Raw genomic sequence first — 18,860 nt, 5'->3', positions numbered from 1 at the left:
GCATAATTCGCTAAGTCTCACTTTAAGCAGAAATTTATAATATCCGTCCGGGTATAAAGCCCGATGTAATGCGTCTCTACGTAGATTTGTTCTACCCCAATCATCGACGTATAAAGAAATAATGATTTACCTGAACTACAACAAGATTCGGCCACTGGCAACCGCTATTCTGATGGGTATGCTATCCATTAGTAACACCCTCAGCCTGGCCCAGTCGAAAGCTTCCCAAACCGGCAATGCGGTAGGGGCCATAAAAGAAAGTGATATCAAACGCGATCTATTTGCATTGGCTGGAGACCATTTCCGGGGTCGCGAGGGTGGATCGCTCGATGAGCTGAAAGCGTCGGTCTGGATTGCCGACCAGCTTCGGGCAATGGGTCTTCAACCCGCGGGTGATGATGGCACGTTTTTTCAGTTTTTCCACATCCAGCGTACACGTATTACCGAAACCAGTCGATTAGCCATCGGTACTCATCAGCTCATTCACGGTCATGATGCGTTTCTTCTGGCTCCTGCCATTGCCTCTGTCGATGCACCCCTGGTGTTCGCGGGAAAAGGTACTCCCGAAGATCTGGCGAAAATAGATATTAAAGGAAAAGCGGTGGCACTGGAGTTTTCGGGAACTCCCCCGGCGGAGTTGAGCTATCGGCGGTTCCTGCTCGGCACCATGAATCGCAAGGCGGCTGAACTCGTAAAAGCGGGTGCACTGGCTGTTGTGTGGGTGTCGAATTCAGATGCGCAGTTCTATTTTGATCGCTGGACAACCGGTCTCGAACGCGGTCGCTACGATCTGCCGGGTGGCCCGAACACCCGCGTCTTCTCGCAGGCTCCAACCGTATGGTTACCAGCCAGCGCTCTGGAATGGGTTAAGCAACCCGGTCAGCAGTTTACCAATGTCGTCAATGTTGAGAGTTTCAATTATCCGTCGGTCAATATCGTTGCCAAAGTACCCGGCACTGACCCGAAACTCAAAGAGGAATATGTATTGTTCAGCACCCATCAGGACCATGATGGCGTTCGCCGGGCGGTGGCGGGAGACTCAATCTGGAATGGGGCCGACGACAATGCCAGCGGTTGTGTTGCCACGATGGCAATTGGTCGGGCATTCGCCCAGAAACCCGGCAAACGTTCGGCACTCATTGTCTTTCATGGTGCCGAAGAACGTGGCCTTTTAGGGTCCCGCTATTATGTGGAACACCCAACCGTGCCCAAAGGCTCTATCGTAGCCGTTCTCAACGCTGAGATGATTGGTCGAAATGCGCCCGACAGTGCGGCCATTCTGGGCCAGCAACCGCCCCATCGAAATTCAAGTGATCTGGTCAATGCAGCCCTGGCTGTTAATCAGACAGATGCTCACTTTAAACTCGATACCCTTTGGGACAAACCAGAACACCCGGAGGGCTGGTACTTTCGTTCAGATCACCTCCCCTACGCCCGCGCTAATGTCCCCGCAATTGCTTTCACGACCCTGCTCCACCCCGATTACCATACCCCTAAAGATGAGCCTGATCGCATCAATACAGCGAAAGTAACGCGCATTGCAAAGTGGATTTACCTGACTGGCTGGGATGTAGCCAATCGCCCGCAGCGTGTACGTATAGACGAGGGCTTTAAACTGGAGCGGTAAAGTACAGCAGGCAGTGTGCAGTAGTTGGACATTGACCAAAATACCGCACACTGCCTGCTAAGAACTACCTATTTCTACCGGCGGCCTCCGTGAAAGCCACCGCCACCAAAGGATCGCATACCGCCCCCACCCCAGGACTGAGCATGGTAAGCTCCGGCATTAAAATTCTGATACCGGGCGGTTGGTGCACTACGCGTTGTGTTCGCCCAACTACTGGGTCGGTTATACTGACGGGCGTTGGTTAGCCAGTTAGCACGTGCATTAATGAATCCGGCCGTCGGAGCAAAAGCCCGATGAGCAGCGGTCATAAAACCAGCATTACCCGACGTCCAGAAGTGATGCTCACCCATGTTGTGGGAATAGTAATTATTGAACCGGTTATACAGGTGTGGGTAAGCAAGGCGACCCGGTCCAAAAAACCAGTTTGAGAAGCCCAGCGATGGCAGACCAAAAAGAACCATATTCCCACCCAGACCATAGTAAAATCCGGTTCCGTACCACCAGGCCGATGGATACCACATAGGTGATGAATACCAGTATGGATAGCCAAACCAGTATGGATACGGATTCTGATAATAGTATGAACTGTTTACCCAGGCCGGATTTGGATTAATACCCGTATTATAGCCATTGGCTTGAGCATAGGCTTGCCCGGCCTGCTGCAACTCCTGCTTAGCCTGAGGATCTCTGTTTAATTCATTCTGATAATCAGCCAGTTCCTGCTGATTCTGAACCGTCAGGCTATCGTGTAAGGCAGTCAGATCGTTGGTGACCTGTTCAGGATTCATCCGATAGGCATTTCCTAACTGAGTGGTCTTATCAATCTGATCGGTGAGCTGTGTGAGCACATCGGGCATATCAAGTAGTTGCCGAAATGCATTTTGGGTCGTAACGTCCAGTGGCGCGATGAGGTTATCAAACGCCTGTTGTGCCTGCTGATTCAGATTGTCGACCTGTAGCAGATCATTGTTGTGATGCCGGTAAATCTTCCAGGCAGATTCCTGCAGATCGGTCGGCATAGTTTTGGTCAGATTTTTCACCGACGATTCATCAGAGCCAGCGGGCAAGGTGGCTAATGCGTGCAATACGTCGGGATAGCGAGACAGATCATAAAACCAGCCCTGCTTTTTCTGATCATACGACTGAATCAGATTGTTGAAAGCCTGCTGACTGGCAGAACGCTGCTGAGCCAGACTGGTTAATACCTGTGGTTGCTCACTAGCCAATAATATCGACCGGCGAACATCGTCGCGATAGGGAGCAATAGCCGACACAATCGTTTGATCGTTGTCGTTTCCGGCTTGCTGCTCGTTTCCCGTATTCTGGGCAATGGTGGATTGCCATCCTGCGACCAACAGCCCCAATGCAAGCAGCATGGTTTTGGCCGGGACAAGTTGGATGAACACTTTCATGATTGATAACTTATTTACGTACGCTAAAAACGATCTTGTTTATGCGGCAATGGGCTAGTCTGGTGTCACGAAACGTTGCTCAATTTACCGGGCATCGGGCTGGTTCATTGTCAATGCAAACAACATTCGCAGACCTAAAAAAGAGATAAAAGCCGGGTTAATGTTTAGTTAAAAAAGTATGATCTCGAAAAGAGTATTGGAATTGAGCAAAAAGAGGTATCTTCTGACTGATGAAACGATCAGATTCTCTCTAAATCTCCTAACTTCGATCTTTGGTTTTTCGCTCGGATACAACCCTGAACTGAACTCTTTCATCACAACGCATGACGCTGCCTCTTTTCCGGAAGCTTACCTTCTATTTACTAGCGCTGGCTACGCTAACGGCCTGCCATCGGCAACTTCCCAAATCAACGGTTTACTTCCCGTCCAAAGGCGATAATTGGGTTCACCTGGCTCCTGAAAAAGCAGACATGGATGCGGCTTTGCTGGAGCAGGCTGTAGCCTTTGCCAAAACGCAGGAAACAACCCAGATGACCCCTAATTTCTCAACCCAGGAAGAGATATTTGGTAAACTACTGGGTCCAATGCCTACCAGCCGGGCTGCTACCAATGGCGTTGTGTTACGCCACGGATATATTGTAGCCGAGTGGGGCGATACGCAACACCCTGACCCAACCTATAGCGTAGCGAAAAGTGTTTTGTCTACCCTGGCCGGCATTACGATAGAACGCGGTATGATTCCCGACATACATGATCCGGTAGCCAAGCTCATTCATGACGGCGGCTATGAATCTGATCAGAACAAGGCGATCACCTGGGAAAATCACCTTCAGCAAACTAGCGAATGGGAAGGAACCTTATGGGGCAAAAACAGTGATTTTGTTGGAAAGGAAGCATTTGGCAAAGGAGAGCGAAAACCCCGGACCCTTCAGAAACCCGGCGCTTTTTATGAATATAACGACGTACGCATTAACCGAATGGCTCTCTCTCTACTGCGCCTATGGAAAAAGCCACTGCCTGACGTTGTTCGCGACGAAATCATGAACCCAATCGGTGCATCAGATTCCTGGCGTTATGTTACCTATCCAAACGCCGTTGCCGACATAGATGGCAAACAAATGCCGTCGGTCAGTGGCGGAACCCGCTGGGGTGGCGGTTTGTGGATCAGCGCTCTCGATGAAGCCCGGTTTGGTTATCTCTTCCTGAGGCAGGGCCGTTGGGGCGATCGCCAGATTGTGTCGCCTGCCTGGGTTAAGCAGGCAACAACGCCCAGCCCGGTTGGTCCGGACTACGGGTATTTGTGGTGGCTTAATACGGGAACGAGCCAAACCGGCAAGAAAGCCTGGCCCGACGCGCCTACGACAAGTTTCGCGGCTATCGGAGCAGGCTCAAACACAATATGGGTCGATCCCGAACACGATATTGTTATCGTATGGCGTTGGCATAATGGCAATCCAAACGAATTGATAAAGCGTGTGCTGGCTGCTGTAAAAAAATAACGAGACCAGCAGCTAAATTAATAGTCTAAATAAGATGCATTGGCATGTTACTAAGTAAACATACCTCCTAATCAAACAGTTAACTACTGAATTTAGGTTTTCACTGTTTACTGTTTTTAATGTATCAACACAGGTTTAGCACTATTTTTGACTAACATCAATTACATAAAATTTCAAAAGCCTACCGTACAATACAATGCCGACAGCTGAACGCGAACGAATTTACGAGCGAGCCGATAATAAAGGCTGGAAAAAATGGGGGCCCTATCTATCTGACCGTGCCTGGGGTAGTGTTCGGGAAGACTATAGCCCGTACGGAGATGCCTGGAACTACGTCACACATGATATGGCTCGTTCCCGCGCCTATCGCTGGGGCGAAGAAGGTATTGGCGGCATCTCCGACAATAAAGGCCACATCTGTTTCGCACTGGGTTTCTGGAACCATAAAGACAATATTATAAAAGAGCGATTTTTCGGCTTATCGGGTCCGGAGGGAAATCATGGCGAGGATGTGAAGGAACTGTACTATTATCTGGATAGTACGCCAACACATTCATACATGAAAATGCTCTATAAATACCCTCAGCAGGAGTTTCCTTACAACCGGCTCGTCATCGAAACATCGCGACGAGGTCGGCAGGAGCCCGAATTCGAATTGCTGGACACGGGTATTTTTGACAAGGATGAGTATTTCGACATTTTCATTGAATATGCCAAAGCCGATCAGAACGACTGGTTAGTGAAAGTAACAGCCCATAACCGTTCTGCTCAGGCAGCCCCGCTCACGCTGTTACCAACCATATGGTTCCGAAATACCTGGGCATGGGGTTATGAACAATACAATGCCAGGCCGATGCTTAACGGTATCGGGAACAAACAAATTGAAATTAACCACAAGCAACTAGGCAAATATAAACTCTATTGCGAAGACGCCGATGCGCTTCTATTCTGCGATAACGACACCAATACGGATCGGCTTTACGGTCGGCCCAATGTGGCCAAATATCCGAAAGATGCGATCAACAATTTTATCATATCGGGGGGCAAAAAAAGCTTTATAAATCCGAACCAGATTGGCACCAAGGCCTCGGCTCACTATGTACGCCAGGTACCGGCGGGTGGCAGCGTCAGCATTCGCCTTCGATTTAGTGATCAAACGATACTAAATCAGCCTTTTGCCGATTTCGACGATATCTGGAACAAACGGTTAGATGAAGCCAATGCGTTTTTTGGCGACCTCCAGAAGAATGTTACCGATCCAGAATTACTGGCCATCCAGCGGCAGGCCTATGCGGGTATGCTCTGGAATAAACAGTTTTATTATTATAACGTCAATGAGTGGCTTAAAGGCGATCCCAAAATGCCGGTGCCATTTCAGGGACGCGTCTATGCCCGGAACGAAAGCTGGCGGCATATGTACACGGCTAATATCCTGTCGATGCCCGACAAGTGGGAGTATCCGTGGTTTGCGGCCTGGGACCTTGCCTTTCATACGTTGACACTTGCCCGGCTCGATCCGCATTTCGCCAAACGCCAGCTGGCTGTTATTCTACGGGAGTATTACATGCACCCAAATGGTCAGATTCCGGCCTATGAATGGAATTTTAGCGATGTTAACCCACCCGTACATGCCTGGGCAACCTGGAAAGTTTACGAAATTGACCGCGACCTTAACGGCGTCGGTGACGTAGGTTTTCTGGAGCGTGTATTCCATAAATTACTCCTGAATTTCACGTGGTGGGTCAATCGAAAAGACGTGGCGGGTAACAACATTTTCGGTGGTGGCTTCCTTGGTTTGGACAACATCGGCGTATTTGACCGCTCGCAACCATTACCCATGGGTGGCCGCATTGAACAGGCCGATGGTACGGGCTGGATGGCCATGTATACACTGAATATGCTGCGGATTGCCTGCGAAATTTCGTTGACACGCCCGTCTTATCAGGATATGGCCAGCAAGTTTTTCGAGCATTTTCTGCACATCGCATCGGCTATGAATAACCTCGGCAAGCAGAACATCAGCCTGTGGGACGAGGTCGATCAATTCTACTACGATGTGCTCCATACACCGGACCAGAACGCCAGACTGCTCAAAATCAGGTCGATGGTAGGATTGATTCCGTTGTTCGCGGTTGAGATTCTGGACGAAGCACTGCTGTCAAAACTCCCTGACTTCAAACGTCGGGTCGAATGGGTTCTGACGAATCGGCCTGATCTGGCTTCGCTCATTTCACGCTGGCATGAACCCGGAAAAGGGGAAACGCACCTCTTGAGTTTGCTGCGTGGTCACCGGATGAAAATGATCCTGAAACGGATGTTCGATGAAACCGAATTCCTGTCTGATTATGGAATCCGCGCCTTATCGAAATACCACGAAAAAACGCCTTACCAGTTTGAGCTGAACAGTGAAATTTTCCAGGTACGCTATGTTCCGGCCGAATCAGAAATGAGCATGTTCGGAGGCAATTCCAACTGGCGGGGCCCAATCTGGTTTCCGGTCAACTTTCTGCTGATCGATTCGCTGTTTAAATTTTACCAATATTATGGCGATGACTTTGAGGTCGAGTATCCAACCAATTCGGGACAGGTAATGAGCGTCAAAGAAGCGACCGTTCTGGTAGCAGAGCGGCTTATCAATATTTTCCGTCGTGGTGCCGATGGACGTATTCCTGCCTATGGTAACGAGGAAAAGATGCAGAAAGGCAAGCATTTTGACGGGCTTTATTTATTTTATGAATACTTCCACGGCGATGTTGGAGCAGGCCTTGGTGCCAATCACCAGACTGGCTGGACTGGCTTAGTTGCCGATCTGATTGAGTATTGGTATAAGTACCAGTCAGAAAGTGTAGCAGCGGTTAGCACCGGAAAATAGTTTTCAGTGAGCAGTTGGCGATTAGTGACCTAAACAGTTTACGTTACTTAGGTCGCTGGCCGCCTACTGAAAACTGAAAACCGGTCACTGAAAACTGCTTACCGCTTGCTGCCCATTCCTCCAAACGTTTCGCTTCATCATGTCGCCAATTAGCACTCCTCGCTTAACCTTATTACCCATCGATCTTCCGACCTACGAAGCTCTTTTTATTGGTCCGCCTGAACTTAGCCAACATCTGTCTATTCGTGTACCCGATGTGCTTAGCGAATTCGGGATGGATATATTCGATTATACCCAGGCGAAGGTGATCGAGGATCATAAACAGGGTCCCTGGTGGCTTTATTTTTTTATTCATCGTGATGATAATGCGTTGATCGGCGTAGGCGGCTATAAAGGAATGCCCGACGATACGGGCATGGTTGAAATCGGCTATGAAATCTATCCTGACTACCGAGGACAGGGATTAGCGACTGAAACAGCTCAGGGACTCATTAATCGGGCATTCGAATATCCGGAAGTAATGCTGGTAAAAGCCCATACGCTCGCCGAAATGAGTGCCTCCGTGCGGGTGCTGGAAAAATGTGGCATGGTATTCAACGATGCCTTCGACGACCCCAACGATGGCCCGGTCTGGCAGTGGCAGGTTAAACGGTCGTATCTAAATCGTCTCGTTGTCTCTTCTCCCCCGACCAAGTCCTCGCAGCAATAAATGCTCAAATCGCCGGGAGAGTTGAGTCAAAAGCGAGTTTTCTAACGATATAATCAAGTTTACACGAGCCTCAGCTAAAGTTCGTAACCGTGTTTTTATAAACTTGCCGTATTTTTGTGGATTCATTCGTCATGACCACAAGTATCCGCGATATCGCTTATCAACTCCGGCAGGGGCAGTTTATTGCTCTTGCCGACGAAACGGGCTGGTCTGTTGCTACAGATCCGACCAATGATGCTTCCGTAGAGCAATTGCTTACTTTTCAGACACTTATGCCCGACGGCCTGTATCCAACCGTTGTCATTCAGAATGCCGATCAACTGGGATTGTACGTGGCGAAACTGCCCGACATAGCCTATGATCTGGTTGAGTTTGCCGAAAATCCGTTGACTGTGGTTTATGAACAGGGAAAAAACGTATCTGCAAATTTATGGCCGTCGTCAATAATACCCTTTTCGGCAGGTGAAATTGCGGTTCGGCGTACCTTAAGCGCCGATGTTCAACGACTGATTGGCGGGTTCGGTCGCGGCCTTTTAACGATTCCGCTCGAATCACTAACTATTCCTCCGAAAGCCATAGAGGTTATTAAAGAGCGTTTTGGCGTTTTACCAGCCATGCCCCGACGACCACGCATTATGCGACTAGGCGTTGGAGGAGAGGTAAGTTTTATTAGAAAGTAGGTTAGGTTTTCAGGATAACGTTTTGGCAGTCCATTGTTACAGCTGACTGCTCCATGAACCGAAAGCCACAGACCCGTATTATGAATTTCAGCGACACCCTACATAAAAACCCAGTCTTTAACATCATCGCCCGTGAAGCTGGCAATCTCGGCGTTCAGGCCTATGTTATTGGCGGGTTCGTACGCGACCTGATTCTACAAAGACCATCAAAAGATATTGATGTTGTCTGTATCGGAAGCGGAATTGCACTGGCCGAAGCCGTTGGAAAAGCCCTTCGTACCAAAGTTTCGGTTTTCCCTAATTTTGGCACAGCGATGCTCCGAACATCCACTGATCAGGATCGCGATGGCGGAGCCGATTGGGAAGTCGAATTCGTAGGTGCTCGTAAAGAATCGTATCGTAGCGAATCGCGCAAGCCGATCGTGGAAGACGGCACGCTCGAAGATGATCAGAATCGCCGGGATTTTACGATCAATGCCATGGGTATCAGTCTGAATCCGGGCAACTTCGGTGAACTGATTGACCCATTCGATGGCTTGAAAGATCTCAAACGCAAGGTTATCCGAACACCACTTGACCCCGACATTACGTTCTCAGACGACCCGCTGCGGATGATGCGCGCCATTCGATTTGCGGCCCAGTTGAACTTCGATATTGAACCCGATACGTTTGATGCCATTGTGCGCATGAATGAGCGAATCAGCATTGTTTCGCGCGAGCGGGTGACGGATGAGTTGAATAAAATCGTTCTGGCTCCCACACCGTCGTACGGATTCAAGTTACTGTATCATGCTGGGTTACTGGATCGGATTTTCCCTGAACTGATCGCGTTGAAGGGCGTTGAAACCATCGAGGGTAAAGGCCATAAAGACAATTTTTACCATACGCTGCAAGTGCTCGATAACATCGCCAATCGAACCGATAGATCCCCGATACTAAGCGATAATGAGCTTTGGCTTCGCTGGTCTGCGCTGTTACACGACATTGCCAAACCCGCTACCAAACGTTTTGATCCCAAAGTCGGCTGGACATTTCATGGGCATGAAGATTTGGGAGCCCGGTGGGTTCCGGGTATTTTCCGAACCATGAAACTACCGCTCAATGAGCACATGCGTTATGTCCAGAAGCTCGTTCGGCTGCATCTACGCCCAATTGCGCTGACGAAAGAGCAGATTACAGACTCCGCCCTTCGCAGGCTTCTGGTAGATGCAGGCGACGATCTGGATGGACTGATGGCCCTTTGCCGCGCCGATATTACGTCAAAAAATTACGAGAAGGTCCAGAAACACTTACGCAATTTCGATAAGGTTGAGCGAAAGCTGCACGACCTTGAGGAACGCGATAAACTGCGTAGTTTTCAGCCGGTTATTACGGGCGAACTGATCATGGAGACGTTTAATCTTCCGCCGTCCAAAGAGGTTGGTGAGATTAAAACCATCATTCGGGAGGCTATTCTGGACGGTGTCGTACCGAATAATCTCGAATCGGCTTTCCCACTACTGATTGACGAGGGTCATAAACGCGGACTGTCTGCGGTGAAAAACCTTTCGGAGTTAAAGCTTAGTATCGTATCAACTGAAGATGATAAATCTGTATAACTGAACCAATGGAGAACCGAACCAATTTCCGCCGTTTCTTTGGCGCATCGCTCACTATTCTGGGCGTTGTCGTTATTCTTTTTGCTTTGATTGCCTTTTTGTCTAACAATAAACCCGTTTTAGGCCTTTCCGTCTCAAAAGGAGAATCAGCCGCTCCATTCATTGTCGGTATGATTTTCCTGATTACAGGTGTAAATCTGGTACGCGAATCGTAGTCTCCCGTAAGCAGTTGCAGTACTTCCATAGCAAACTGCTTACTTAGACAATTGGGCCATTAAGAGCCACTGATAGGTGTTTAAAGGTTGTGGTAATCCATCCGGCTGAATCTGAAGATACATCAGGTGAAGGTGTGTTGGTGATCGGGTTTTATAGGCATTAAAGCCCGATCGGCCCATTTCACCGAGCTTCTGCCCAGCTTTTACCCACTGCCCCGGCGACACATCGACATGGTTGTTGTGGGCGTAATAGAATAAGCCATGTAAAATGGGGTCATAAACCCAGATCCAGTTTCCTCCCCGATAATCGGAGCCGGGGTGCCAGTCGGTTTCGATAGCCAGTACCAATCCACTTGTCATGGCCAGAATATCGACCGGCTGTCCGGTTCGGTCGTCGTTCGTGTCCTGATTACGATCAACAATAAAAATATCCTGCGCCGGATGGCTGCCGCGCACATTGTAATCGAAAAGATCGAAGCCATTTCCCCGATAACCCTCCCCGCGGGAGCCGCCAATTGCGCTCTTTGTATAGCCTCGAATCGGAAACGAAAAATAAGTACCCGTCCGTAGTAGGCTATCTCGCTGCAGGCTGTCGGAAGGAATGGTTTCTGAGCTGAGGAAACGCTCCTGCAATCCTTTCATTATTGATCTAAATTCTAACCGGGCCGAGTCAGGCGATACGGCCTGCTCCCGGATTTTTGTATACAGCGTCTGGTATTGCTGGCAATAGTCGTAGAGGGTAGGGTCGCTCGAATTGCCGGTAACTACCTGCGACGACGCTACGTTGATTCCTCCTACCAGCACAGCCGCCATCAAACCTGCTACCTGCATGAACGAAGTTATATCAATCTTCACTAACTCATTTTTTCAGTTACGCCCTCAAAAATACGCAAAGTCAGCCTTATGCGTATCGCTTACTTTCATGAACAGGAAGTTGTACAGGATAAACCGTCTATTCTAGTGAGTTATGTGCCTTTTTTTAAATCGCATTGGATTTTCGCCCGTCACCTTTTTAAACGTTTTATTAAAATACGATACACTCTCGAAACCGCTGGCGAAACAGGCTTCGGTCACAGTATGATCAAGTAACAGCAATTTTTGGGCCTGATTGACACGATATTGATTAAGAAACTGAGTAAACGTTAATCGGGTCATTTTTTTAAAGTAGCGACAAAAAGCGGCTTCCGTCAGATTCACGAGTGCAGCCATTTCTTCAATATCAATCTTGCGCTGAAAATTTTCGTCAATGAACTGGTGAACACGCCGAAGCCGCTGTTGCTCCTTCAGATTGTATTGGTTTTCGACCGGTTTTTCATTCAGTAATGTCATTTCATTGCTGGTGGCCAGGCGCTGAAACAAGCTGATTAATGACATTAAACGCTCAAAATGCGATAGATTGGCTAATTTCTCCAGTTGCTCCCCCACAATTCGCTTCGTTTCGCCATAGAATGAAACGCCATTACGAGCCAGTTTAAACAGCCGGGCAATGTCCGAAAATTCAGGAATTTTCAGAAACTGTTCGCCCAGAAAATCCTCCTTCATCTGTACAACTACCTTTCGATGGTCCGTTTTGACACCATAATCAAAATTCAGATGCGGAATATTTGGACCAATAAATACTAAATCGCTGTCTTCATACCGGGAAATATGATCACCCACATGTCGATTACCGCTGGCACCAGTAATGTACACGATTTCATACTCTGGATGGTAATGCCATAGGAAAACATCACTCAGATGAGGAGTCAGCAGGATATGAAATGAACTGTTTGCATCAGGATTGATTTCTTCGAGCTTAACCTTCATTGCCGTGCCTATTTTGTTCAAAACTATACTCCTGCCCTAGTCAATAACAAATTTAGAACAATATAGTACAAAAACTGGCCATCATGGGAGTAGAAAACAGGCTACGAGAAGGTCTAATTTTGTCTTATCAGATACACGCAAAATCCTACGATAAATACATGGAAACCCCACAGACAATGGCCCCAACGGCAGCGCCTGCCACCATGATTCCCGATAATGCCCACAAAGACATTCCGGGCAATCCATCGACTGCTACAAGCAGCAAAATTAAACTGAACGACCGCTCAGGTGCTGGACAACCCCTGCGCGTCTTGTCTGAAGCCGACTGGCGGTTCTGGATCGAAAACGGCTATATCGTCATCAGACAGGCTGTACCCAAAGAAAATGCAGAGCGACTCGCCAAACTCCTGTGGGAATTCGAAGAAAAAGACCCCAATAATCCGGAAACATGGTATGCCCCTGCCCGCGCCGAAATGAAAATGAAAGAGCTGACCAACAGCGGAATGGTTGAGCTTTATAATCATCAGTTTGAATGGGACAATCGGCAATATCAGCGCGTCTACGATGCCTTCGTCGATATCTGGGGCACGGAAAAGTTATGGGTAACCATTGATCGGGCCAACCTGAACTTTCCAGTCCGGCCGGGTCACGAGTTTAAAGGGTTCATCCACTGGGATTATGATCCGGAAACCAGACCACAAAATGTGCAGGGCGTACTGGCGCTGGCCGACCAGACCGATGAGAATATGGGCGGATTCCAGTGCATTCCGGAGCTCTACCGAACCTACGATACCTGGAAACAAACGCAACCCGCCGACCGCGATCATTTCAAACCCGATACTACGGGCTTTGAACTGGTTAAAGTAAAAATGGAAGCGGGCGATTTGCTGATTTTTAACAGTACACAACCTCACGGTATCCGCCCGAATTTATCAACGGACAAAGTTCGAATAGCTCAGTATATTTCAATGATGCCTGCCCAGGAAGACGATGAAGCATTACGGCAATGGCGGATTAACTCCTGGCGCAACCGGCAGGCACCTGAAGGCTATGCATTCCCCGGCGACCCGCGCAACTGGGAAAAGACTCGCTACCAGACTGCCCAATTAACCGAACTGGGCCAGAAATTATTGGGATTGCGAAAGTGGTGAGCAGGCAATTAAGGACAAACGATTTTATAGAATGTGTAGCTAACCGTAATTGCGGTATACGTATAACTATCATTCAGGGCAGGATTACCCTGAGCCAGCTTATTGGTAGTTATTCCATAGGTTCGTTCACCTAAGCCATCTAGATAATCGTTGTTTGTAAATCGCGTCCCAAATTCAAGTCCAACACTCCAGGGACGTTTTATTTCATACTTGACACCAATACCTAGCGGGAAATTTAAAAGTGCGCGGGCTTTAACTACCGGGTTCGTATAGCTATAGAGCCCCAGTCCACCAAAAACATAAGGTGTCCAGTTTTTAGCTTTTGGCAACGGCTTATAATTCAGGAAATTGTATTCCATATCGATGGTTGCTTCGCTACTTGTACTCCTGAACGAATAGTTACGGGCCTGCTGATACGGGTCTTTGCTGAAATGATCTTCGGCCTGGAAACTGCCGATCGCCACTCCTAACCGCATTGAAAACGAACGCGTTGCATTATACCGAAAAAACAGATTCGCAGCCGGACGATAAAAGCGCGGATTCAGGTGCGGTGATACATCACCCTTATAGAGCATACCACCCAGGCCACCACCAACCTCAATTTTCTGGGCCTGAACGCTGTAACTGATAAAAAGCCCGGCTACAACCAGCCGGGCTATATGAATTTGTCGTTTGCTCACAGCCTACTTAATGGGCGGGCATTTAATCTTGCCCGGAATGATGTAGTGAATCTGGAAACTCGTTAATATATATCCATCCTTCAGAAAACCCAGGATACTACCTGGTGCTCCGCGAACAGGTGTTTGCAAGGCCGCTAACACATCCGTCTGGCTTTGTCCGCCAGCTTGAAATAAGCTTTCTAGTGCCGCATATCGGTCTGGTGCGTCTTTCAAACGGGCAGCAAACCGCTGTTGTCGGCGATCGGCCATTTTAGAAGCGACCCCCGTTAAAACAGCAGGGTCAGCATAAGGACCGCCTACATCATCCAGATAGTCGGTAAAGGTATAACGATACCCTATTTCAAAGCCAAGGTTAAAGTTTTCGTTTAATCGGTAGCGTAAGCCAAAACCGACCGGAATAGCTGCCGTAACAAGCGAGTAGGGCTTATCATAACCTGGCTGACCCTGGCCTTCCGTGTGCAGGGGCTGTAATTTTACCCACTTCTGCGGTTCATATTCGCCGGCATCGGTTCCGGCTGGTGTTCGTGCTTCAGGACTATGTGCCAGCAGGGCTATTCCACCAAAAATATAGGGTGTAAATTTAGCCCGAACGTTCGAGTTGCGCCCATCTGCTACGAAGTTATAGATTCCGGTGATGGCAAACTCCTTTAGGTCGTTACGAAAATGCAGGTTCCGAGTGTACTGAACCAGGCTTTCTGTGCTATTGTTGATACTTCCCTTATTGAATGTATAATCATCACCCGCAATCCGTGCCCATGTAAATGCTGCCCGCGCAGCAAAATGGGGCGTAAACTGACGTGTGTAGCCAAGTCCTACATTCCAGCGAGGCATGATGTAGGTTGCCTTAAAAAATTGCCGATAGCCCGCCAAATCGCCGTAGTAGTGGGAAGAACCAACACCAAAACTAATCGACGAATAAGGGACAAATTGGGTGTTAGGCCGACGCTGGGCCTGACTGTCTGACGAGTTGCCAAGAAAAAATAGACTTGCCAGAGCACCCGCTGTCAGATAATGATATCGCTTCATGTGGTTAAGTTTCGTGAATCAACCGGGTTGGCCCGAAGGTCAGCCATTTCCGAAACGGCTATCACACCGGTTTTATTGGGAAATGCGACCGAAAAATATATTATGGATTAGCAAAGAGAGTGCCAAGAATCCGCAAAACAGGCTATAATGTGCTGTTTATGGCTACATTATTCTAAATTGGACCATTCCCTCTAATTTCTGATATCCCAGCCCCAGTTCAATTTACTGCGGAGTGTATTCAGGAAATTATCATCGCTAAGTTTAACGAGACGGGCCTTAAACGCTTCCTTCTGTACGCTGATACGGGCCGACACGTCAACCGTAAATGAGCGGGAATCCAGAGCCGCCAGAAAGTTTCCACTTCGGCTTTCTACTTCAAACGCCAGCTGACAGCTATCCATCACAATCATTGGCCGAACGTTGAGGTTGTGCGGGCTGATGGGCGTAATGATGAAATTGTTAGTTTGGGGAAGAAGTACGGGACCTCCACAGCTGAGCGAATATCCCGTTGAACCCGATGGCGTTGACACAATCAAACCATCGGCCCAATAGGAGTTTAAAAACTCACCATCCAGATACGTATGAACCGTGATCATGGACGATGTTTGTGTACGTGTAATCGTGAAATCATTCAGGCCGAAGGGCAATCCACCGAAAATATCGGGATTTGAGCGGACACCTACTAAAGCGCGCTCATCGATACTATATTGCTCATTAAACAACGCATCGATCATTAGTCGAATCGAGGACGGAGCCACAGTAGCCAGAAAACCCAATCGTCCTATGTTAATGCCAACAATTGGTATCTGATGAGGCCCCACATGCGTAACGGCGTCCAGCAGCGTTCCGTCGCCCCCTAAACTGAAGATAAAGTCGACATCGGCAATGCCCTCGTCGGTCTGATAGACGGCTTCACTATTGTGAGACACAGCTGCGCCGTCTAAGAATTCGCGGTAAACCTGGGAGAGAACAACTTCGACCTGGCGCTTAGCCAGTTCGTCAAACATGGACTGAATATACGGCCGGGCTTTTTCGGGAAAGTTGCGTCCGTGAATGGCGATTTTCATGAAAAAAAGTTTTCACCGGGTCGCCGGTGCGGTCTTCTGTCTTCAGTTTTCAATGGTGACTAGCTTACATCTGAAAACCGAAAACTGAAAACTTTAAAACCTATGTATTGAGATAACGTAGCAACGAATCGAGCCGCTCCTGATCAATGCTTTCAACGGGTGCATTGGCAAAGGCTGCTTCGATTTGATAGCCGAATCGTTCGAGCGTTGAAATGACTGGTGTGATATCCCGGCGGTTTAATTTGAGGGTCAGTCGGGAACGGTCGGGCATACCATAGGCTGCACTTGAAAAATAGCTGCTTATGATTTTAACATTGTTCGACTCAACCAACCGACTAATTTCAGCCATCGAGTAATCACGCTCATTGAGGCTTAGAATCAGAATGGCACCTGCCTCCTGAACACCAAGTTCCTGCGCAAATTGTTTCAGCAATTCATTGGAAGAGATCGTCCCCGAAAATTCACGGCCTTCATTCAGAACGGCCACTACATCCATTCGATTCTGAAGAATTAGCCCCATAATCTCAAACAGATGCTGATCTTCATAAACGTATATCTGCTCAAACAGGCGCATTACATTGCTCAATGGCTGATCGCCATCGGGAATATCCATCAGTAACTCTTCACTAACCACGCCCCGGTAATCACCCTGGTCGATCAGTACGAGTTGCCCGATACGGTGCTCCTGCATCCAATCCAGCGCCTGCCCGACAGAATCGGTCGGTTTCAGGGCTGGAAGCATCGGGTCTATGAGTTCGGCAGCCAGCATACGAATTGGAATTAAAAGAAACTGTGTGGCAGAAAACTACGGAAATTATACCATAGTTTCCAAAACTTAGTAAAAAACAGTTTAGCAGGGTCGGAAGTAATCAGATCGTTATCAGATTTTAGTGTATTATTCCAAGCCAAAACGGATTCCGGGCCGTTTTATTGAAAACTACCCACTGTCTGCTCCCGATTTCCAACCAGCAATTGTTCATCAATAACCGGGTGCCTTTCAAGCCAATTGTTCAGCAGTTCATTGAACCGGTCGGGATGCTCCATCATGGGTGCATGACAGCACTTATCAATAAAATGCAGTTCAGAATTGGCAATCAACCGGTTAAACTCATAACCAACTTCAGCCGGTGTTATCGTATCGTTCAGCCCCCAGACCAGCAACGTTGGCACGTTGATTTTGTATAAATCTTTAGCCACATTATTCCGCTGTGCCGACTTGGCAATACCCACAATGCTCATGCATTTTGGAATACTGCTCGTGATCTCGAATACTTCATCGACCAGGTCTTTCGATGCTACTTTCGGATCGTAGAACGTATAGGCCACGCGCTCAGAAATGTAGTCGTAGCTGCCACGCTTGGGAAACGACCCGCCCATGCCATTCTCAAACAAGCCCGAGCTTCCGGTAAGAACTAACCTTTGTACCTGATCGGGATGCTTGAAACTATACAGTAACGCAAGATGCCCACCCAGCGAATTACCGAGCAGGGTCAGGTCGGTCAATTGTTTATGAGCCAAAAATTTCTCAATAAATGCCACCAGGCCTTCCAGACTGGCTTCGCGCATGGGCATTTCATAGATCGGCATCAACGGAATAACCACCCGGTATCGGTCGGCAAAACCCTGAATAACGCCATCCCAGTTACTTAGAGCACCAAATAGGCCGTGTAATAACAACAATACATCACCCTGGCCTTCGTCTACGTAGCGGAAGCCCGCTTCCTCCCGAATCTGATAGTTCATACAATAGCCCTAATTAATGCAGTAACCCGAACATGGCCGACTTTTCCTGCTGTACTGTACTAAATTTTAAAAAATTAATCCAATTTGACAAAATTGGCACGCCAAATTCTGTTAAAGCCGCTTCAGGATGGAACTGAACACCCCATATTGGCAACGACCGATGCCGCATTGCCATTACCTCCCCATCCTCCGTTACAGCCGTATTAACGAGCGTATCAGGCAAATCGCGGAGGAGCAGTGAGTGATAGCGGGTCACATCAAATTGCCGGGGCAAATTCCGAAACAACTGATCATCAGCCTGCACCCGAATGCGTGAAACTTTACCATGCATGGGTCGGGAAGCCGGGGCCAGGGTAGCTCCGAAAAATTCGCCGATAGCCTGATGCCCAAGGCAAACCCCCAACATGGGCAACTGCTGGTAATAGTGTTCGATCACCTCCATCAATCGACCCGCTTGCCGGGGTATTCCCGGACCAGGCGACAGCACAATTCCCTCAACCGACCGCTTCGTTAGCCTACTCATCGATTCGTTATTTCGCACAACCTGACAGCTGGCTCCTGCCTGATGCAGATAGTCTATCAGAGTGTACGTAAACGAATCGAAATTATCGACTACTAACAGATTCATACCCATATAACACAATCTGTGCGACAAAATTAATAGTTTCTAAAAAAAAGCATCAACCCAATTTTAGTAGTATCTGATTATCAGAATATTATTTTTTTATTATCTTTAAATTATGCTATATATCTAAAAAAAATACCAGACAATTCG

At 48.2% G+C, this 18,860-nt stretch carries 17 protein-coding genes; 8 read left to right on the top strand and 9 right to left on the bottom strand.

Annotated features, from left to right (window positions below):
* Window positions 1-121: 121 nt before the first annotated feature.
* Window positions 122-1,627: a M28 family peptidase gene (locus tag G8759_RS17730; protein WP_167210249.1), complete on the top strand. Its 1,506-nt coding sequence runs from the start codon at window positions 122-124 to the stop codon at window positions 1,625-1,627.
* Window positions 1,628-1,701: 74 nt separating this feature from the next.
* Here G8759_RS17730 and G8759_RS17725 read toward each other — a convergent pair whose 3' ends face one another.
* Window positions 1,702-3,039 carry a DUF3300 domain-containing protein gene (locus G8759_RS17725; RefSeq protein ID WP_167210247.1) on the bottom strand — a complete coding sequence of 446 codons (1,338 nt, stop codon included), beginning with the start codon at window positions 3,037-3,039 and terminating at the stop codon, window positions 1,702-1,704.
* 323 nt (window positions 3,040-3,362) lie between these two features.
* Between G8759_RS17725 and G8759_RS17720 the strand changes: the two genes are divergently transcribed.
* The 6 genes from G8759_RS17720 to G8759_RS17695 all read left to right on the top strand — a co-directional run bounded on the left by G8759_RS17720 (window position 3,363) and on the right by G8759_RS17695 (window position 10,612).
* Window positions 3,363-4,538: a serine hydrolase domain-containing protein gene (locus G8759_RS17720; protein WP_167210245.1), complete on the top strand. Its 1,176-nt coding sequence runs from the start codon at window positions 3,363-3,365 to the stop codon at window positions 4,536-4,538.
* Between the two features lie 196 nt (window positions 4,539-4,734).
* Window positions 4,735-7,410, top strand: a complete 2,676-nt coding sequence (locus G8759_RS17715; protein WP_167210243.1) for an MGH1-like glycoside hydrolase domain-containing protein — start codon at window positions 4,735-4,737, stop codon at window positions 7,408-7,410.
* A gap of 139 nt (window positions 7,411-7,549) precedes the next feature.
* Window positions 7,550-8,119: a GNAT family N-acetyltransferase gene (locus tag G8759_RS17710; RefSeq protein ID WP_167210241.1), complete on the top strand. Its 570-nt coding sequence runs from the start codon at window positions 7,550-7,552 to the stop codon at window positions 8,117-8,119.
* Between the two features lie 131 nt (window positions 8,120-8,250).
* Entirely contained in the window at window positions 8,251-8,799 is a 549-nt protein-coding gene (locus G8759_RS17705) for a Sua5/YciO/YrdC/YwlC family protein (RefSeq protein ID WP_167210239.1), read from the top strand.
* A gap of 80 nt (window positions 8,800-8,879) precedes the next feature.
* The gene (locus G8759_RS17700) at window positions 8,880-10,397 is read left to right on the top strand and encodes a CCA tRNA nucleotidyltransferase (RefSeq protein ID WP_167219058.1); all 1,518 of its coding nucleotides are present in this window, start codon (window positions 8,880-8,882) and stop codon (window positions 10,395-10,397) included.
* 8 nt (window positions 10,398-10,405) lie between these two features.
* Window positions 10,406-10,612, top strand: coding sequence for a hypothetical protein (locus G8759_RS17695; RefSeq protein WP_162384027.1), 207 nt, complete (start codon window positions 10,406-10,408; stop codon window positions 10,610-10,612).
* A gap of 39 nt (window positions 10,613-10,651) precedes the next feature.
* Here G8759_RS17695 and G8759_RS17690 read toward each other — a convergent pair whose 3' ends face one another.
* Both G8759_RS17690 and G8759_RS17685 read right to left on the bottom strand, forming a co-directional pair.
* Window positions 10,652-11,467 (bottom strand): M23 family metallopeptidase, encoded by an 816-nt coding sequence (locus G8759_RS17690; RefSeq protein ID WP_167210237.1) that lies wholly within the window; start codon window positions 11,465-11,467, stop codon window positions 10,652-10,654.
* A gap of 102 nt (window positions 11,468-11,569) precedes the next feature.
* A complete protein-coding gene (locus G8759_RS17685) occupies window positions 11,570-12,418 on the bottom strand; it encodes an AraC family transcriptional regulator (RefSeq protein ID WP_167210235.1) in 849 nt (282 codons plus the stop codon).
* A gap of 158 nt (window positions 12,419-12,576) precedes the next feature.
* Here G8759_RS17685 and G8759_RS17680 point away from each other — a divergent pair, with 158 nt between their 5' ends.
* Window positions 12,577-13,569 carry a phytanoyl-CoA dioxygenase family protein gene (locus G8759_RS17680; RefSeq protein ID WP_167210233.1) on the top strand — a complete coding sequence of 331 codons (993 nt, stop codon included), beginning with the start codon at window positions 12,577-12,579 and terminating at the stop codon, window positions 13,567-13,569.
* An 8-nt stretch (window positions 13,570-13,577) separates the two neighbouring features.
* Here G8759_RS17680 and porG read toward each other — a convergent pair whose 3' ends face one another.
* From porG to G8759_RS17650, 6 genes are all read right to left on the bottom strand, one after another.
* Window positions 13,578-14,249, bottom strand: a complete 672-nt coding sequence (porG, locus tag G8759_RS17675) for a type IX secretion system protein PorG (protein WP_167210231.1) — start codon at window positions 14,247-14,249, stop codon at window positions 13,578-13,580.
* Between the two features lie 3 nt (window positions 14,250-14,252).
* Window positions 14,253-15,275 (bottom strand): DUF6089 family protein, encoded by a 1,023-nt coding sequence (locus G8759_RS17670; protein ID WP_167210228.1) that lies wholly within the window; start codon window positions 15,273-15,275, stop codon window positions 14,253-14,255.
* 191 nt (window positions 15,276-15,466) lie between these two features.
* Complete coding sequence (locus tag G8759_RS17665) at window positions 15,467-16,342, bottom strand: NAD kinase (RefSeq protein WP_167210226.1); 876 nt, start codon at window positions 16,340-16,342, stop codon at window positions 15,467-15,469.
* A 100-nt stretch (window positions 16,343-16,442) separates the two neighbouring features.
* Window positions 16,443-17,111: a CBS domain-containing protein gene (locus G8759_RS17660; protein WP_167210224.1), complete on the bottom strand. Its 669-nt coding sequence runs from the start codon at window positions 17,109-17,111 to the stop codon at window positions 16,443-16,445.
* Between the two features lie 158 nt (window positions 17,112-17,269).
* Window positions 17,270-18,085, bottom strand: a complete 816-nt coding sequence (locus tag G8759_RS17655; RefSeq protein WP_167210222.1) for an alpha/beta fold hydrolase — start codon at window positions 18,083-18,085, stop codon at window positions 17,270-17,272.
* A 13-nt stretch (window positions 18,086-18,098) separates the two neighbouring features.
* On the bottom strand, window positions 18,099-18,713 hold the full coding sequence (locus G8759_RS17650; protein ID WP_167210220.1) for an anthranilate synthase component II: 615 nt from the start codon (window positions 18,711-18,713) through the stop codon (window positions 18,099-18,101).
* Between the last annotated feature and the right edge of the window lie 147 nt (window positions 18,714-18,860).

Source organism: Spirosoma aureum, from assembly GCF_011604685.1.
GTDB classification, from domain to species: domain Bacteria; phylum Bacteroidota; class Bacteroidia; order Cytophagales; family Spirosomataceae; genus Spirosoma; species Spirosoma aureum.
This window is presented reverse-complemented; position numbering and strand designations above follow the sequence as displayed.

What these genes read in the sequence shown, in the direction of transcription:
- G8759_RS17660 (WP_167210224.1), bottom strand. Translation starts at nt 17,111, where the DNA reads ATGCTGGCTGCCGAACTCATAGACCCGATGCTTCCAGCCCTGAAACCG.
- G8759_RS17670 (WP_167210228.1), bottom strand. Translation starts at nt 15,275, where the DNA reads ATGAAGCGATATCATTATCTGACAGCGGGTGCTCTGGCAAGTCTATTT.
- G8759_RS17725 (WP_167210247.1), bottom strand. Translation starts at nt 3,039, where the DNA reads ATGAAAGTGTTCATCCAACTTGTCCCGGCCAAAACCATGCTGCTTGCA.
- G8759_RS17695 (WP_162384027.1), top strand. Translation starts at nt 10,406, where the DNA reads ATGGAGAACCGAACCAATTTCCGCCGTTTCTTTGGCGCATCGCTCACT.
- G8759_RS17720 (WP_167210245.1), top strand. Translation starts at nt 3,363, where the DNA reads ATGACGCTGCCTCTTTTCCGGAAGCTTACCTTCTATTTACTAGCGCTG.
- G8759_RS17705 (WP_167210239.1), top strand. Translation starts at nt 8,251, where the DNA reads ATGACCACAAGTATCCGCGATATCGCTTATCAACTCCGGCAGGGGCAG.
- G8759_RS17730 (WP_167210249.1), top strand. Translation starts at nt 122, where the DNA reads ATGATTTACCTGAACTACAACAAGATTCGGCCACTGGCAACCGCTATT.
- G8759_RS17715 (WP_167210243.1), top strand. Translation starts at nt 4,735, where the DNA reads ATGCCGACAGCTGAACGCGAACGAATTTACGAGCGAGCCGATAATAAA.
- G8759_RS17650 (WP_167210220.1), bottom strand. Translation starts at nt 18,713, where the DNA reads ATGAATCTGTTAGTAGTCGATAATTTCGATTCGTTTACGTACACTCTG.
- G8759_RS17665 (WP_167210226.1), bottom strand. Translation starts at nt 16,342, where the DNA reads ATGAAAATCGCCATTCACGGACGCAACTTTCCCGAAAAAGCCCGGCCG.
- G8759_RS17700 (WP_167219058.1), top strand. Translation starts at nt 8,880, where the DNA reads ATGAATTTCAGCGACACCCTACATAAAAACCCAGTCTTTAACATCATC.
- G8759_RS17680 (WP_167210233.1), top strand. Translation starts at nt 12,577, where the DNA reads ATGGAAACCCCACAGACAATGGCCCCAACGGCAGCGCCTGCCACCATG.
- G8759_RS17655 (WP_167210222.1), bottom strand. Translation starts at nt 18,085, where the DNA reads ATGAACTATCAGATTCGGGAGGAAGCGGGCTTCCGCTACGTAGACGAA.
- G8759_RS17710 (WP_167210241.1), top strand. Translation starts at nt 7,550, where the DNA reads ATGTCGCCAATTAGCACTCCTCGCTTAACCTTATTACCCATCGATCTT.
- G8759_RS17685 (WP_167210235.1), bottom strand. Translation starts at nt 12,418, where the DNA reads ATGAAGGTTAAGCTCGAAGAAATCAATCCTGATGCAAACAGTTCATTT.